The organism is Paenibacillus tyrphae, assembly GCF_024158745.1.
GTDB classification, from domain to species: domain Bacteria; phylum Bacillota; class Bacilli; order Paenibacillales; family NBRC-103111; genus Paenibacillus_G; species Paenibacillus_G tyrfis_A.
This window is the reverse complement of the sequence record NZ_JAMZAW010000011.1, coordinates 118,344-132,261: the sequence shown is the minus strand read 5'-3', so window position 1 is coordinate 132,261 and position 13,918 is coordinate 118,344. Positions and strand designations below refer to the sequence as shown.

The following is a 13,918-nucleotide window of genomic DNA, read 5'->3' as shown; positions in this document are numbered from 1 at the left end:
CGATGAAAGGATAAAAAATCCTGCTTCCTTCCCTCAAAATAGGCCGTTACCGCGAACGGTACATATCGATGATGATGCTGGCCGTTTCTTCGACCGCCTTGTTCGAAACGTCGATCACCGTGCAGCCGATTTTTTTCATAATCTTATCCGCGTACTCCAATTCCGCGTGAATCCGTTCGGTATTTGCATAGGTCGCATTGCCTGGCAAGCCCAGCGTCTTAAGCCGTTCCGTGCGGATGACATTCAATTTGACCGGATCGATCCGCAACCCGACAATCTTCTTCCCGGACACCGTAAACAGCTGCTCGGGCGGATGAATCTCCGGAACAAGCGGTACGTTGGCCACCTTGAATTTCTTGTGTGCAAGATACATGGACAGCGGGGTCTTTGACGTACGGGATACCCCGACAAGCACGATGTCCGCCTGCAAAATCCCGTTGAAATCCCGTCCGTCGTCATACTTGACGGCAAACTCGACAGCTTCCACTTTCTTGAAATAATCTTCGTCCAGCTTGTGGATCATGCCCGGCTGATGCCTTGCCTCCTGATCCAGCGTTTGCTCCAGCGTCCGTATGATCGGACCGAGCAGATCGATGTAAGGAATTCTGTAGCGCTCCGCCTGTTCGATCAAATAATCCCGCAGCTCGGGAATAACGAGCGTAAAAACGATCGCGCCGCTGCGCTCAATCACCGTCCGGATCATCCGGTCGATATCCGAGGTATCGATCAGGAAAGGCACCCGGCGAATATCCACCTGCTGGGGATGAAACTGCACGGCCGCCGCCCGAACTACCGCTTCTCCCGTTTCCCCCGCCGAATCCGATGCTACAAACACTACCGGCTTAACCGCCCGTTCCATGCGAACCCGCCTTTCGTCCTGTCTTTTTTACAGAGATAAGCTATGTGCTGTTCCCTGGTTTCAGTGCAATATGCGCACAAATTTCGCAGCTTCGTGTAAATTTGCGACCGTAGCAGTCCTCGGCGCATCAGATTTTGGCCGAAGTCCCTCTTGTCAGGCTGCAACAAAGGCCGATCATTAGGGGAAGATCGGCCTGTCTATTACTACTACGTTACAGTGGCAAAAAATGTTTCAAGACTTCGGTTAATCGCTTTGCACCAGAAAAGAGCTTCTCTTTTCGGACAGCAAAAAACCCCGCTGACAAAGTCATGGCTTAGACTTCGTAACAAGAGGTTTTCTAATGGATGTATCATATTATAATAGCAAACGGGCAAAAACATGTCAATTATTTAGCTATACGCCGTATTTGTCCATTTGATCCAAAAAATCTCGCGATTTCAGCTTCAGTCCGACATGCGTATCAAAGTAGGCCCGTAAAATCGTCTTGAGCAGCTGTTTCGTCTGCGGCTTCACGTCGATTTGACCGAGCCGGCGCACATCCATTTGAATGAACAGCCGAAGGAGCTTGTAGACGCCAGGCGTCAGCGGGATAGCTTGCGGATCACGCAGCTTGCAGCGCTCGCACAGCATTCCGCCCATGCCGACGCTTATGGCAAACGGCTCCGCATTTTCGCGGCAAACGACGCATTGCTCCAGCTCGGGCGTATATCCGGCCAGGACGAACATTTTCATTTCGTACAAATGGTCGATAATTTGCAGATCCTTGTCTTCCTGAATCGCCTGCAAGCTGGCTTTCAGCTGATCGTATAGAAAAGGCTGTCCCTCTTGATCTCCCAGCATCCGGTCGGTCAGCTCCGACAGATAGGAAGCATGGGCAGCCTTGTGCAGATCTTCCCTTATTTTATGAAAAGGTTCGATAATTTCCGCATGATTCAGCGTGCCGAGCTGCCCGGATTTGAAAAACAAGTAGTCACCGCACGTAAACAGCTGGGCGGAGGAGCCGTAACGGCTCTTCACTTTTTTGGCACCCCGGGCCACGACGCTCAGCTTTCCGTGCTCCCGGGTAAACAGCGTAATAATTTTGTTGCCTTCCCCATAGTCCATGCTTCGGATAACGATTCCTTGAACTCTGTACTGCACCTTACAGCCTCTCCCTGCGTTACCGCGCCGGTAACTTGATATTGGGCGAAACTTACTGTACCCAATCGGAAGCGTCCAAGGCGTCCTCTTCTTCCGGCTCCGCCTCGTCGCCGTCCCGGGTATTCACTTCTTTGTATAGCAGGTAAGCATCCACATCTCCGGTCATTGAAAAGTATTTCCACGAAAAGTCTCTCATGGTACATCCTCCCCTTGATGACATGACTACAACCTGTTTCTAGGATTAGGATGGATCGTTCCGATGCGAAGTATGCTCTGCAAAAACTGCCATGTATTGTTTGCATGGTTATGATGGATTAAACTCGGCGGAGCCTGATTGAAACAGGCCGGAACGCCGGTTTACTCATGCCGGAAGCCAAGATCCCGCAGGACCCGGTCCTGATTGCGCCAGTCCTTCTTCACTTTGACCCACAGCTCCAGGAACGTCTTTGAACCGAGAAGCGCTTCGATATCGGCCCGCGCTTTTTGCCCGACTTCTTTCAGCAGCGCACCCTTTTTACCGATAATGATGCCCTTCTGCGAATCGCGCTCGACGTAAATGACCGCCGAAATATGAACGACGCCGTTGGCTTCCACCCGCATGTCTTCGATGGAAACCGCGATCGAGTGAGGAATTTCCTCCCGTGTCAGATGCAGGATTTTCTCCCGGATCAGCTCCGCGCACACGAACTGCTCCGGATGGTCCGTCACTTGATCCGCCGGATAATACTGCGGTCCTTCCGGCAAAAATTTGATGACCTGCTCCAAAAGCGTATTGACGTTATTGCCGTGCATCGCCGAGATCGGCACAATTTCGGCAAAAGGGTACAAATCCTTGTAGGTCGTAATGACCGACAGGAGCGCTTCCGGGTGGATCTGGTCGATTTTGTTCATCACCAGAATGACCGGCGTTTTCACCTTTTTCAGCGTCTCGATAATGTACCGGTCCCCGCCGCCCAAGCCTTCGACCACGTCGATCAAAAACAGGATCGCGTCGACTTCGCTAAGCGCGCCTTCAGCCGCTTTGATCATATAGTCGCCGAGCTTCGATTGCGGTTTATGAATGCCGGGCGTATCCAAAAAGACGATCTGCGCCTGATCGGTCGTATAGACGCCGTGAATTTTGTTCCGGGTCGTCTGCGGCTTATCGGACATGATGGCAATCTTTTGGCCGATCACCTGGTTCATCAGCGTCGATTTACCGACGTTCGGCCGTCCGATAATCGCCACAAAACCGGATTTGAATTTAGAGTCAGCCTTGCTGTTAGAAGACATTAATCAATCGTTCCTCCGTCCAAATCTAAAGATGTGAATGCGCCGGGAAGCAGCTCGGCTACGGTCGTCTCGCTGATATCCCCTTTCAGATTAGCCAGATATACCGGCATATCCGGCGGACACAGCTCGACCAGCACCTGCCGGCATACGCCGCATGGGGAAATCGGCTGAAGCGTATCCCCGATAATCGCCATGGCCCGGAACGACTTCGCCTGTTCGCCGTCCGCGATCGCGCGGAATAACGCCGTGCGTTCGGCGCAGTTCGTCGGCCCGTAGGCCGCGTTTTCCACGTTGCAGCCCAGATGAACCCGCCCTTTGGAATCAAGCAAAGCGCTGCCGACTTTAAAATGGGAATAAGGTGTATATGCTTGCTCTCTCGCCGTTTTGGCCAATGCGATCAATTCCGTTTTTTCCAAGAGAAGCGCCCCTTTCACAACCTACATGGAATATAAATAATAGGCAAGTACCGTAATGAATCCGCCAAGCAGCGCACCGAGCAGCAGCGAGCCGAAAGGCCGCTTGCGTTTGTCGTGAAGTGCCAACAGCAACACCATGGCCAATAAAAAGCCCAGCAAAGCGACAAGCGTATCTTGAACCCGGCAAGCGATCAAGGCGGCGACCGCAAACGCGACGGCCGTCAGCAGACTCGGCTTCACCCCATTCCCTTTGGAGGAAAAGCGAGTCTGCACCGCAATCACTGTCAGGATGACCAAGCTAAGCAAAATCCATACCGTTCCCGCGGTGACGGGATGACCTCCCGCCCTGCCGGTTTGAATGAGCCGTTCGATCGGATCGTAAAATACGATCATTCCCGTTACGGCGGCAAAAGCTGCCGTGACCAATACGGAAGCGGCGGCCACGTCCTTGGCGATTTTCGCCAATGGATGCAGGTCCGGCATCGCCAGATCGACCGTTTTTTCCACGGCGGTGTTGATCAATTCCGTCACGATCATGAGCGTCACGGCGAGTAAAATAAATAAAATATCCGTCTTCGGCAGGCCGAAGAACAAAGCAAGCGCCAGGATGGCCAACGCGGCGAAAAAATGAAATTTCATGTTCCGCTGGGTCGCAAGAGCGTATTTGACGCCTTCGTAAGCGTACCGAAAGCTGCGCTGCCATTTGACCGGCTGCTTCACCGCGTCAATCCCGCCTGCTGCAAAATTTGCTCCTGCTTGCCGAACATTTCCTTCTCTTCTTCTTCGTCCTGATGATCGTAACCGATCAAATGCAGGAAGCCGTGAACGAACAGAAATCCGAGCTCCCGCTCCACGGAATGGCCGTATTCGTCCGCTTGGGCGATCGCCCGCGGCACCGAAATGATAATATCGCCGAGAGGCTCTTCATAGCCGTCGTCCTCGCCATCATCGTCCTCCGCCGTCCCGGACTCTTCACCCGTCTCGTCCGCGTACTCCACTTCCTCGAAGCCGTCGTCGCCATAAATGATCTCGATCTCGTCTTCGCCCATTTCCCGCATGGCGAATGATAGCACGTCCGTCGGCTTATCCAGTCCCCGGTACTGCTTGTTAAGCTCTTGAATGGCCTCGTCGTCGACGAACGTCAACGCCACTTCGCCATCCGGCACCTCTTCCTGCTTGCCGGCAAGGCAAAGCAACGTTTCCAGCTTCTCGATGAGAGCCGGCGTAATCTCGTAAGCGGTTTGTTCGCTGTTCCATGAAAGCTTCAGGCTCATGGCTTCACCTCTTTCTTCGTTTCCGACATCTTCGCTTCGGACTTCGTCTTTTCCTGCTTCGCCGCCGTCTTCTGCTCCGGCATATCCGCGGGATATTCGATTCGCGAGTGGAAAATGCCAAGCAGCGTTTCTTTCAAAATCTTAACGATCTGATCCAGTTCCTTGATGGTCAGATCGCATTCGTTAAACTGACCGTCGTCCAGCCGGTTTTTAATAATTTTGCGCACCATCGAATCGATCTGTTCGACGGTCGGATTGCGCAGGGAGCGGACGGCCGCCTCGACGCAATCGGCGATACCGACGATCGCCGCTTCCTTCGTCTGGGCTTTCGGACCGGGATATCGGTACTCCGACTCCTCCGGCGGCTTCTCCTGACGCTCTTCGGCGAGCTTTTTCGCTTTATGATAAAAATATTGCAGCAAGGTCGTGCCATGGTGCTGCTCCGCAATATCGCGGATCGGCTTCGGAATGTTATGATCCTTCAGCATCTCGACGCCGTCGCGCGCATGGGCTACGATGATCGATTTGCTCAGCGCCGGTTCGATTTTGTCGTGCGGGTTTTCCGTATGCGACTGATTCTCGATAAAATAACTCGGCCGCTTCGTCTTCCCGATATCGTGATAATAAGCTCCGACCCGGCAGAGCAGCCCGTCGGCGCCGATCGCGCCGGCCGCGGCTTCCGACAGGTTGCCGACCATGACGCTGTGATGGTAAGTGCCGGGCGTCTCGGTCAGCAGCTTGCGCAGCAGCGGATGGTTCGGGTTAGAAAGCTCGACCAGCTTGAGCGGCGACAAAATGCCGAAGGCGACTTCGAAAAACGGCAGTAGGCCCATAACGAACACAACGGTTAGCAGCCCACTTCCTAAGGCAAAAGAAGCGGCAAACAGCGCGTTCGTTCTCGTTTCGTGATCTTCGAGCAGCAGCAGTGCAGATACGAGCGCCAGAGCGAAGAGCGAGACCATTATTCCCGCTTTCAGGATCGAGGAGCGCTGGCTTGCCCGCTGGATCGAGAAGATTGCCGCAAATGAGCTGGTCAGTGTCAGCAAGCCGTATTTGAATTCGAACGACTGCAGGTGATCCGAGTTAAAAATGACGCTGGAAATGACGCTCAAAACGACCGCGGTCACAAACGCAAGATGCGAGTTGAGTAAAATCGTCACCATCATGGCTGCCATCGCCGTCGGGGCCAAGTAGCCGATATACGGATAATCCAGATTTTGCAGCAACGAGAACAGCTTCATCCCGGCAATCGTCAAGACGACAATCAGCACGTACATAAACAGCTGAGCGTTATTCTGATTGATCGGGAGCGAGCTTTGTCTGACATACATATACAAAAACAGGCAGCATAGGACGATAAATAAAAAGAGTCCGAGATTTGGCCAATAGCTGGCCTCGTCTTTCAGCAAATCGAGCGAAGCTAAACGTTGATACAGTTCTTCCGTTACTTTTTCGCCCTTGGGAACCAGCACTTCGTTTTTGTTGATCATCACTTGCTTGACGTTGTCACGCGCGTGTCCCTTTGCTTCCTCGGTTCCTTTTTGATCGTAAAATTTATTCGGCGAAAGCGCCGCACGTACGAGCTCCTGAACCAGCTCGCGCGCGTTGTTCTTGGTCAGCGTCGAAGAATTCACCAGTTCCGGCACCTTGACTCTGGCCGTTTGCGCATCTGTAATCTGGTCGCTCATCAGTTTGATGACGATTTCTCTGGCAACGGGCTCCATCGCGGTCAAATCTTCTTTGGTGAGCCGCGGTATTTTGTAAAACGATTCCTCCGGAATCCGGTACTGCTGCTCGCGGATGCTTTTGCGCATTTCCGCCAGCAGCAGGTCGTTGTATTGACCGCCGTCCACAAGGCTCTTGGTCTGACGGTCCAAATGGTCCTGAATGATCGTCGGAATAACCGTTTTGTAAATATTGACTTTGTCGGCGACGGAAACCTCCGCATCGCTGTTGATCTGCTGCAGCTTTTCAAAAATCGCTTCGACCGCCACTTCGTTGCGCAGCGGGGCGATCTTATAGACCGGCTGCACCCGTGCGGCCGCTTCTTCCTTCGCTTTTTCCGTCGCTACTTCGTTCGCAATCGCCCTGGGGGCTAGAATATCTTTTTCCGTAACGCTTCCCAACTGGATGTCATACGTCTGCGGCACAATCCGGTGCAGCATAGCGACGTAAAACACGGCAGCAAGCGCTAAAAACAGAAGAAAGCGCACGATGGCGCTGTATCTCCAGCCGGCAAGCCGGTATTGAAATTTGCCTTGAATGGAAACGCGGTTGTTCATGACGAAAGGTCAGCCCTTCCTCAGCCTTCTTTGTCCTCATTATAGGCCATGATGATTTTTTGCACCAATGAATGTCTGACAACGTCCTGTTCGGCAAACCGGATAAATCCGAGCTCTTCAATGTTTCCCAGGATGCGCTGCGCCTCCACCAGCCCCGACGATTTGCCCCGCGGGAGGTCGATCTGCGTCACGTCGCCGGTAATGACCATCTTCGATCCGAATCCGAGACGCGTCAAAAACATCTTCATCTGCTCCGGCGTCGTATTTTGCGCTTCGTCCAAAATAATGAACGAATCGTCGAGCGTCCGGCCGCGCATATAGGCGAGCGGAGCGATCTCGATGAGGCCGCGCTCCAGCGATTTGAGCACCTGCTCCGGCCCGAGCACGTCGTTAAGAGCATCATACAATGGACGCAAATAGGGGTCAACCTTTTCCTGCAGGTCGCCGGGCAGAAAGCCGAGGCTCTCGCCCGCTTCGACCGCGGGTCTCGTCAATACGATCCGCTTCACTTTGCCTTCCTTGAGCGCGGAGACGGCAAGCACGACGGCGATGTACGTTTTGCCCGTACCGGCCGGTCCGATCCCGAAGACGATATCTTTCTTCTTGATCTCGTTAACGTACTGCTTCTGCCCGATTGTCTTGATGCGAATCGGCTTGCCTTTGTGGGTAAGGGCGATTTCGCCTTTGAACAGATCGAGCAATTGATCGGCCTTCATGTCTTTGGCCAGGTCGATCGCGTAATGAATATCCCGCTCCGTCAGCACGTATTGGTTGCGAACCAGCTCCAGCAGCACGGTGAACAGCTGCTCGAGGCGCGCCGTATCGGCCGCCTGTCCCTGGATGACGATCTCTTCCTCCCGGGTAAAGATGGCGGCCTGCGTATGCTGCTCGATCAGGTGCAGGAATTTGTCCTGCGGCCCGAAGAGCGCGAGGGCTTCGGCCGTATTTTTGAGTGTGACTTTTACAGTGGTCTGTTGATCCATGTACAGGGCTTAATCTCTCCTCCGGGTTTTCGGCGGGAAGGCGGTTTAGCATCCTATGTGTGCGGGCCTTGGGCTCCGAGTCGACTATAACTGCCTGCGGCCGCTGTTGAACTCGGATTCTATGAATAATAGATGATCGGGTAGAATCCGAATTCAAAGGCGGCACGTAAACTCTCCGGCAGTTATATCGCTCTCCGCCCAAGGCCAAGACACGACTGCTAAAAAAACCTTCCGGCCGTAAACCGCTCCGTCAGTAGTCTTTTATGGGACGATCGGTTGTTCGATTGCGATCGGTTCTTCCACTTCCAAAAGTACTTCCATATAAACTTTACCATTCTCCGCCTTTTCATGCAAAATTTTTTCCGAAACGACACGTGATTCGCTGCCCGCCGCCGACAAAATTTGCGCTTTGGCCTGCTCGATGCCGAGCTCCGAAGCTTCCTTCGGGTCAACGGCCTGCTCTATGATTTGTACCTCCAGCAGCTTTTCGCTGAGCCAGCCGATCGGGAGCGTGTAGCCACGCCAGCCGAGCGTTTTCCGTTCGGGGACGGTTTCATACTGCTCGAACGGAATTTTCCCGTAGCCGCTTAGCTGGAGGCCGCGGCTCCCCAGGACGAGGTACGAGCGGTTTTTCGTTTCGCCGGTATAGGTTTTGTACTGGAGCGTAAGCGGTACTTCGACGGTCGGCTTGTACCACACTATTCCCTTAACCTTCCCCGCGGCGACAACGGTTTGCTGGTTCGTCTCGACGCCGATGATTCCCGATATCAATATGTCCCCTTTGCGCACATATGTATTCGGCTTAACGAGCGGCCTTCCCTTTTCGGCGAAAATTTCGGTGACCATTGCGCTCTTGGAAGCAACCAGATGCCTTGGGCTAAGCAGCGGCGGTTTGTCGGGCACGGTCGATTCGACGACCTTGATAACAACGTGCGTCCCGCTTACCTCCACACCGACCCAAGCGGTGCCCGGCAGCTCCCGCTGCAGCGCCCTGGACAGCTCGGCCGGGTCTTTCAAGCGGAATTTCCACTGCAGCTTGTAAATGCCTTGCTGTTTCGCGGCTTGCAGGATCTGCTCCTTGCCGAGTTTCTCGTTGCCTTCGACGCGAACCTGCCACACGAGCGAGGACAGCACATAGATTCCGATAACAAAAGCAAGCACGCCCAGAGCAAAAAATTTGCGTTTCTCCAGCTTGTCTATCCAAAAAGGAAGTCCCTGTTTCTGGCGAATCCGGGTGCGTGAGCCTGTCTCCTTCAAAAGCGGGCGAAGCCGGAAAAAGTCACGGATCGTGATCGACAGCTCGGCTTTGTTTTCCGCCGTATAACGGATATCCCAGACGGCCATCTTCCTCTCCGTCATACGGTTCAGCAGCTTCTCGATCTGCCCGCCTTTCACTTCAATCCGAACAAAGCCGCGCAGGCGGTGGATATACGAAGATTTCACGATCGACTTCTCCTTTCCGGGCTACGGAATATATTTGATATCGCGGATCATGCCTTCGATGAACACTTCTTCCGTCAAGATGGCGCGGATAACAAGCTCCGAGCCGTATACCTCCACCCGCCCTGCGGTCAGCGCCAGCTTGAGCACTTCGTTGGAAAAATGCAACACGCCGCGGTGATTTTCGATATAAAGCTGCCGGTTCCCGATCATTGTCATACGGGGCAAGTCCATCACGACATCCTGCGGCAGGTCGAGTAATTTAGCGGTAAATTGATTGAATCGGCGGGTCAGCTTTCGCATAGGCAACCTCCTCCGCAGTCCAAAAAGCATAACACGGCTATTTACACCTTATGCCGGGAATTGGAAAATATGCCCCGGAACGCAACCTGCTCCTCTCGTGCGGCAAAGCAAAAAGCGCCTTCCCGCGAATCCCGGAAACCGGGATCGAAAGGAAGACGCTTCGTATGAACGATTAACGCCGGAAGGGGCGTTTGGCCCGCGGAGGGCCGAGAATCTCGGCCCACAACACACCGCGCGCCGCATCCTGCGGGGTCAGGCTGCCGAACGCGGAGGCTACGCTTTCGCCCGATCCCCGCGGATCGGCAGAAGGAAGCGCTGCAGCGGCCGTAGATGGCTGCTCAGGCGCCGGTGCAGCAGCAGCATTAGCGTCGGGCAGGGGCGCCGGCTGCGACCTGCGGCGGTCCATTTCGGCAGGCTGCGGCCGGTCGCCGCCCAAAGCTGCCGGTCGCGCTTGAACCGGCTGCGCCTTGGGCATCGGCTTCGCCGAGCCGGGCCAGCCGGAACCGTCGCCGCCGAAGGGCGGCATGCCGCCTTTCGGCGCTCTCCCCTGCGGCTGCGGTACGCCTCGTCCGCTCTTGCCGCCGGTCCTTAATTTTCTCACGATACCGCTTAGCACGATATACAAAATAACCACAACAAACCAGTTGCTCAATATCAGATCCACTATGGTGCGCATCGGTTATCCCGCCTTTCTGCCCGGCTGAAGGCTATCAGGCATTGTCCCCGTCTTTGCCCGGATCGTTCATTTTGCCGAGGGTGGAGCGCATTTGGGTATCCGCGTCGATGTTCTTGAGGTTCATGTAATCCATGACGCCGAGCTTGCCCTCGCGCAGCGCTTCCGCCATCGCGAGCGGCACTTCGGATTCGGCTTCGACAACCTTCGCTTTCATCTCTACGACCTTCGCCTTCATCTCCTGCTCTTGGGCGACGGCCATCGCGCGGCGCTCCTCCGCTTTCGCCTGCGCAATCCGCTTGTCGGCTTCCGCTTGCTCCGTTTGCAGGTGCGCCCCGATGTTTTTGCCTACGTCCACATCCGCAATATCGATGGACAAAATCTCAAACGCCGTACCGGCATCAAGCCCTTTGCCCAGTACCGTGCGAGAAATCATATCCGGGTTTTCAAGCACGTCCTTGTGCGAGCCGCTGGAACCTACCGTGGTGACGATCCCTTCGCCGACACGGGCGATGATCGTTTCTTCTCCCGCGCCCCCGACCAGCCGGTCGAGGTTGGTGCGTACCGTCACCCGTGCAATAACCTTCACTTCGATCCCGTCTTTGGCCACGGCGGAGACGACCGGCGTCTCGATCACTCGCGGGTTGACGCTCATCTGCACGGCCTGAAGCACGTCGCGGCCGGCCAGATCGATCGCCGCCGCACGCTCGAATTCCAAGTGAATGTTGGCGCGGTGTGCCGCGATCAACGCATTGACTACGCGGTCGACGTTACCGCCCGCCAAGAAGTGGCTCTCCAGTTGGTTAATGGTTAAATCCAATCCGGCTTTGGTCGCCTTGATCATCGGATTGACGATCCGGCTCGGAATGACCCGGCGCAACCGCATCGCCACAAGCGTAATGATACCGATCCGTACCCCGGACGCCAGCGCGGAAATCCACAGCATGACCGGGACAAATGTGAAAAATACGGACAGCGCGATGATCACGACCGCCGCCAGCAAGAAAATTGAAATAAGGGATGTATCCATTGTACAAACTCCTCCTTTGTTGTAAGTCCATCGACGTAACGGCAAAGCTCGTTCAGCCTAGGCTTCCTTGACCTCCTGCACGACGACCCGGACGCCTTCGACATGCGTGACCTTGACGGTTCGGCCTGATTCGACAAAATCCCCCACCGTCACGACATCGACGCGCTCGTCGCCAAACAGCGCGGTCCCGGCCGGCCTGAGCGGCGTAACCGCCTTGCCTGACCGGCCAAGCAGATCGCTGCGGGACGACGCGGAAACGTAGCCTTTGTCTTCGGTGAGCTTTTCCCGCAATACAAACCGGTTCCAGACGCCGCGATGCTTAAAATATTTCACGACAACGGCGACGACGACGACCGCAATGACGAAAGCAATACCCAGGTTCATCGCGGCCGCTTTCGTGTTGTAGGCGGCAAGCACGACGCCGCTGATCAAGCAGGCAGCGCCCAGAAAGCCTAAAATCCCGAAGCTGGACACAAACACCTCGATCAACAGCAGCAAAATGCCCGCGATAAACAGAGCGATCTCCTCGAACCCCGCGAATCCGGCAATATAGTGTCCGAAAAAGTATAGTCCGAAGCCGAGTACGCCGACGATTCCCGGCAGCCCGAAGCCGGGGACGAACAGCTCGATCGCGATACCGGCAATCCCGATGATAAGCAGCAGCGTCGATACCCAAGGCTGGGTCACGTACCGGGCGAACGATTCCGCCAGGCTGGGCTCCAGCGTGACCAGCGGATGCTCCTCTCCGCCGATGAACTGTACGACCTCCTGCAGGCTTCCGGCCATTTTCTCCGCATAACCGACTTTAAGCGCTTCCTCCGCCGTGAGCGTCAAAATTTCGCCCTTAGGCACCGTTCGGCCGATCTCCGGCATGGATACGCCAACGTTTTTGTCGACCATCGCTTCGGCGATTTGCGTCTTCCGTCCGCGCAGCTCCGCGGCGGCCTTCATCTGGCCGGACCAGTACGATACCACTTTGACGCTTTCGATTTCATTCCCGGCCCCGTCCACCACAGCTGCCGCGCCAAGCGAGCTTCCCGGCTCCATGGCGATTTTGCCGGCATTAAGCGCAATGTAGCTGCCTGCCGAGATGGCTTTGCCGTGCACGTAAGCAATCGTCGGAACCGGGCTGTTTTTGATCAATTGACCGATTTCCTGCGCCGAATCGACGCGGCCGCCAAGCGTATCGACGTCCAGCACGACATAATAGGCGCCCATTGATTGCGCCTCCTGCAGCGCCCGCTGCAAAAAGGTCTGCAGCCCATTCTCCACCGTCTGATGCACCGGAATCACGACGACCGGGGCAGCTTTTGGCGGCGAGGACGTCGATTCGGCGTTCGCGGGTTCCGCAGGCAGAAATCCGGCTAGAGCGGACAGCAGAAGCGCCGCTGCGAGAAAAAAGACAAGCGGAAGCCGAAAAAGCAGCGCTAAGCGCTTATTCTCGAGTGAATGCACAAGATGACCTCCTTTTCGCGCGATTTGCAATGCTTCCAAGAGGTACTACGCAAGAGCGGCGAGTTTGATTCACAAAACTGCAAACAAAAAGAAAAACACTCCAATAAGTAGGAGTGTTTCCCGCTGTTGTTAAGACAATAACTGTTGGACGAACTGATTGACGACCTTGCCGTCTGCTCGTCCTTTAACCTTTGGCATTAATGCGCCCATGACTTTGCCCATGTCCGCTTTGGAAGAAGCCCCCACTTCTTGGATGGTCTGCTGTACAATGGCTTTTACTTCTTCATCGGTGAATTGCTGCGGCATGTACTCCATCAGTATGGCGACCTCGGCCTTCAGGTTTTCCGCCAAATCGTCACGACCGGCCTTTTCAAATTCTTGGAGGGAATCTTTGCGCTGTTTGATCTCGCGATTCAAGACGTCAAGTACTTCTTGTTCATCTAAGGTTTTACGCTGATCTATCTCAAGATTCTTGATAGCTGCACGAACCATACGGATTACGGAGAGTTTAAACTTGTCTTGACTCTTCATCGCAAGCTTCATGTCATCGTTTAGTCTGTCGCTTAAGCTCATCGATTAAGCCTCCTAGAACTTTCTCTTGCGAGCAGCCTCTGACTTCTTCTTGCGTTTCACGCTTGGCTTCTCATAATGCTTGCGTTTTTTGACCTCCGCCAAAACGCCATCTTTGGCGATGGAACGCTTAAAGCGACGAAGTGCAGCATCTATAGTTTCGTTCTTGCGAACTCGAGTTTCTGACACCAGTTTTCCCTCCCTCCGAACAGACCGTCCAA

At 54.6% G+C, this 13,918-nt stretch carries 16 protein-coding genes; all 16 read right to left on the bottom strand.

Annotated elements, in window-relative coordinates; translation table 11 throughout:
• Positions 1-46: 46 nt before the first annotated feature.
• Positions 47-859, bottom strand: coding sequence for a pyruvate, water dikinase regulatory protein (locus tag NI000_RS17825; protein ID WP_088832940.1), 813 nt, complete (start codon positions 857-859; stop codon positions 47-49).
• A gap of 393 nt (positions 860-1,252) precedes the next feature.
• On the bottom strand, positions 1,253-1,999 hold the full coding sequence (gene recO, locus NI000_RS17820) for a DNA repair protein RecO (protein WP_036677193.1): 747 nt from the start codon (positions 1,997-1,999) through the stop codon (positions 1,253-1,255).
• A gap of 52 nt (positions 2,000-2,051) precedes the next feature.
• Positions 2,052-2,195: a YqzL family protein gene (locus NI000_RS17815; RefSeq protein ID WP_082420751.1), complete on the bottom strand. Its 144-nt coding sequence runs from the start codon at positions 2,193-2,195 to the stop codon at positions 2,052-2,054.
• Positions 2,196-2,356: 161 nt separating this feature from the next.
• Positions 2,357-3,271, bottom strand: coding sequence for a GTPase Era (gene era, locus NI000_RS17810; RefSeq protein ID WP_253412824.1), 915 nt, complete (start codon positions 3,269-3,271; stop codon positions 2,357-2,359).
• The gene (locus NI000_RS17805; RefSeq protein ID WP_054977231.1) at positions 3,271-3,687 is read right to left on the bottom strand and encodes a cytidine deaminase; all 417 of its coding nucleotides are present in this window, start codon (positions 3,685-3,687) and stop codon (positions 3,271-3,273) included. The genes era and NI000_RS17805 overlap by 1 nt, the downstream gene beginning before the upstream one ends.
• Before the next feature lie 21 nt (positions 3,688-3,708).
• Positions 3,709-4,407, bottom strand: a complete 699-nt coding sequence (locus tag NI000_RS17800; protein WP_253412823.1) for a diacylglycerol kinase family protein — start codon at positions 4,405-4,407, stop codon at positions 3,709-3,711.
• Positions 4,404-4,961 (bottom strand): rRNA maturation RNase YbeY, encoded by a 558-nt coding sequence (ybeY, locus tag NI000_RS17795; RefSeq protein WP_253412822.1) that lies wholly within the window; start codon positions 4,959-4,961, stop codon positions 4,404-4,406. The genes NI000_RS17800 and ybeY overlap by 4 nt, the downstream gene beginning before the upstream one ends.
• Positions 4,958-7,243, bottom strand: coding sequence for an HD family phosphohydrolase (locus NI000_RS17790; RefSeq protein ID WP_253412821.1), 2,286 nt, complete (start codon positions 7,241-7,243; stop codon positions 4,958-4,960). Before NI000_RS17790 ends, ybeY begins: the two co-directional genes overlap by 4 nt.
• 20 nt (positions 7,244-7,263) lie before the next feature.
• Positions 7,264-8,226, bottom strand: a complete 963-nt coding sequence (locus NI000_RS17785; protein ID WP_253412820.1) for a PhoH family protein — start codon at positions 8,224-8,226, stop codon at positions 7,264-7,266.
• Between the two features lie 261 nt (positions 8,227-8,487).
• Complete coding sequence (gene yqfD, locus NI000_RS17780) at positions 8,488-9,669, bottom strand: sporulation protein YqfD (RefSeq protein ID WP_253412819.1); 1,182 nt, start codon at positions 9,667-9,669, stop codon at positions 8,488-8,490.
• A gap of 21 nt (positions 9,670-9,690) precedes the next feature.
• Entirely contained in the window at positions 9,691-9,969 is a 279-nt protein-coding gene (gene yqfC / locus NI000_RS17775) for a sporulation protein YqfC (protein WP_025853488.1), read from the bottom strand.
• 172 nt (positions 9,970-10,141) lie between these two features.
• Entirely contained in the window at positions 10,142-10,645 is a 504-nt protein-coding gene (locus NI000_RS17770; protein ID WP_253412818.1) for a hypothetical protein, read from the bottom strand.
• 34 nt (positions 10,646-10,679) lie between these two features.
• The gene (gene floA / locus NI000_RS17765) at positions 10,680-11,672 is read right to left on the bottom strand and encodes a flotillin-like protein FloA (RefSeq protein WP_253412817.1); all 993 of its coding nucleotides are present in this window, start codon (positions 11,670-11,672) and stop codon (positions 10,680-10,682) included.
• 57 nt (positions 11,673-11,729) lie between these two features.
• Positions 11,730-13,127, bottom strand: a complete 1,398-nt coding sequence (locus NI000_RS17760; RefSeq protein ID WP_253412816.1) for an NfeD family protein — start codon at positions 13,125-13,127, stop codon at positions 11,730-11,732.
• Between the two features lie 129 nt (positions 13,128-13,256).
• Positions 13,257-13,700 carry a GatB/YqeY domain-containing protein gene (locus NI000_RS17755; RefSeq protein ID WP_010491814.1) on the bottom strand — a complete coding sequence of 148 codons (444 nt, stop codon included), beginning with the start codon at positions 13,698-13,700 and terminating at the stop codon, positions 13,257-13,259.
• A 12-nt stretch (positions 13,701-13,712) separates the two neighbouring features.
• On the bottom strand, positions 13,713-13,886 hold the full coding sequence (rpsU, locus tag NI000_RS17750) for a 30S ribosomal protein S21 (RefSeq protein ID WP_010491812.1): 174 nt from the start codon (positions 13,884-13,886) through the stop codon (positions 13,713-13,715).
• Positions 13,887-13,918: the final 32 nt, after the last annotated feature.

Bases quoted from the DNA above. Each gene is read 5' to 3' on its own strand.
- NI000_RS17785 (WP_253412820.1), bottom strand. From the start codon at position 8,226: ATGGATCAACAGACCACTGTAAAAGTCACACTCAAAAATACGGCCGAA.
- NI000_RS17815 (WP_082420751.1), bottom strand. From the start codon at position 2,195: ATGAGAGACTTTTCGTGGAAATACTTTTCAATGACCGGAGATGTGGAT.
- ybeY (WP_253412822.1), bottom strand. From the start codon at position 4,961: ATGAGCCTGAAGCTTTCATGGAACAGCGAACAAACCGCTTACGAGATT.
- era (WP_253412824.1), bottom strand. From the start codon at position 3,271: ATGTCTTCTAACAGCAAGGCTGACTCTAAATTCAAATCCGGTTTTGTG.
- NI000_RS17770 (WP_253412818.1), bottom strand. From the start codon at position 10,645: ATGCGCACCATAGTGGATCTGATATTGAGCAACTGGTTTGTTGTGGTT.
- floA (WP_253412817.1), bottom strand. From the start codon at position 11,672: ATGGATACATCCCTTATTTCAATTTTCTTGCTGGCGGCGGTCGTGATC.
- NI000_RS17755 (WP_010491814.1), bottom strand. From the start codon at position 13,700: ATGAGCTTAAGCGACAGACTAAACGATGACATGAAGCTTGCGATGAAG.
- yqfC (WP_025853488.1), bottom strand. From the start codon at position 9,969: ATGCGAAAGCTGACCCGCCGATTCAATCAATTTACCGCTAAATTACTC.
- NI000_RS17790 (WP_253412821.1), bottom strand. From the start codon at position 7,243: ATGAACAACCGCGTTTCCATTCAAGGCAAATTTCAATACCGGCTTGCC.
- NI000_RS17825 (WP_088832940.1), bottom strand. From the start codon at position 859: ATGGAACGGGCGGTTAAGCCGGTAGTGTTTGTAGCATCGGATTCGGCG.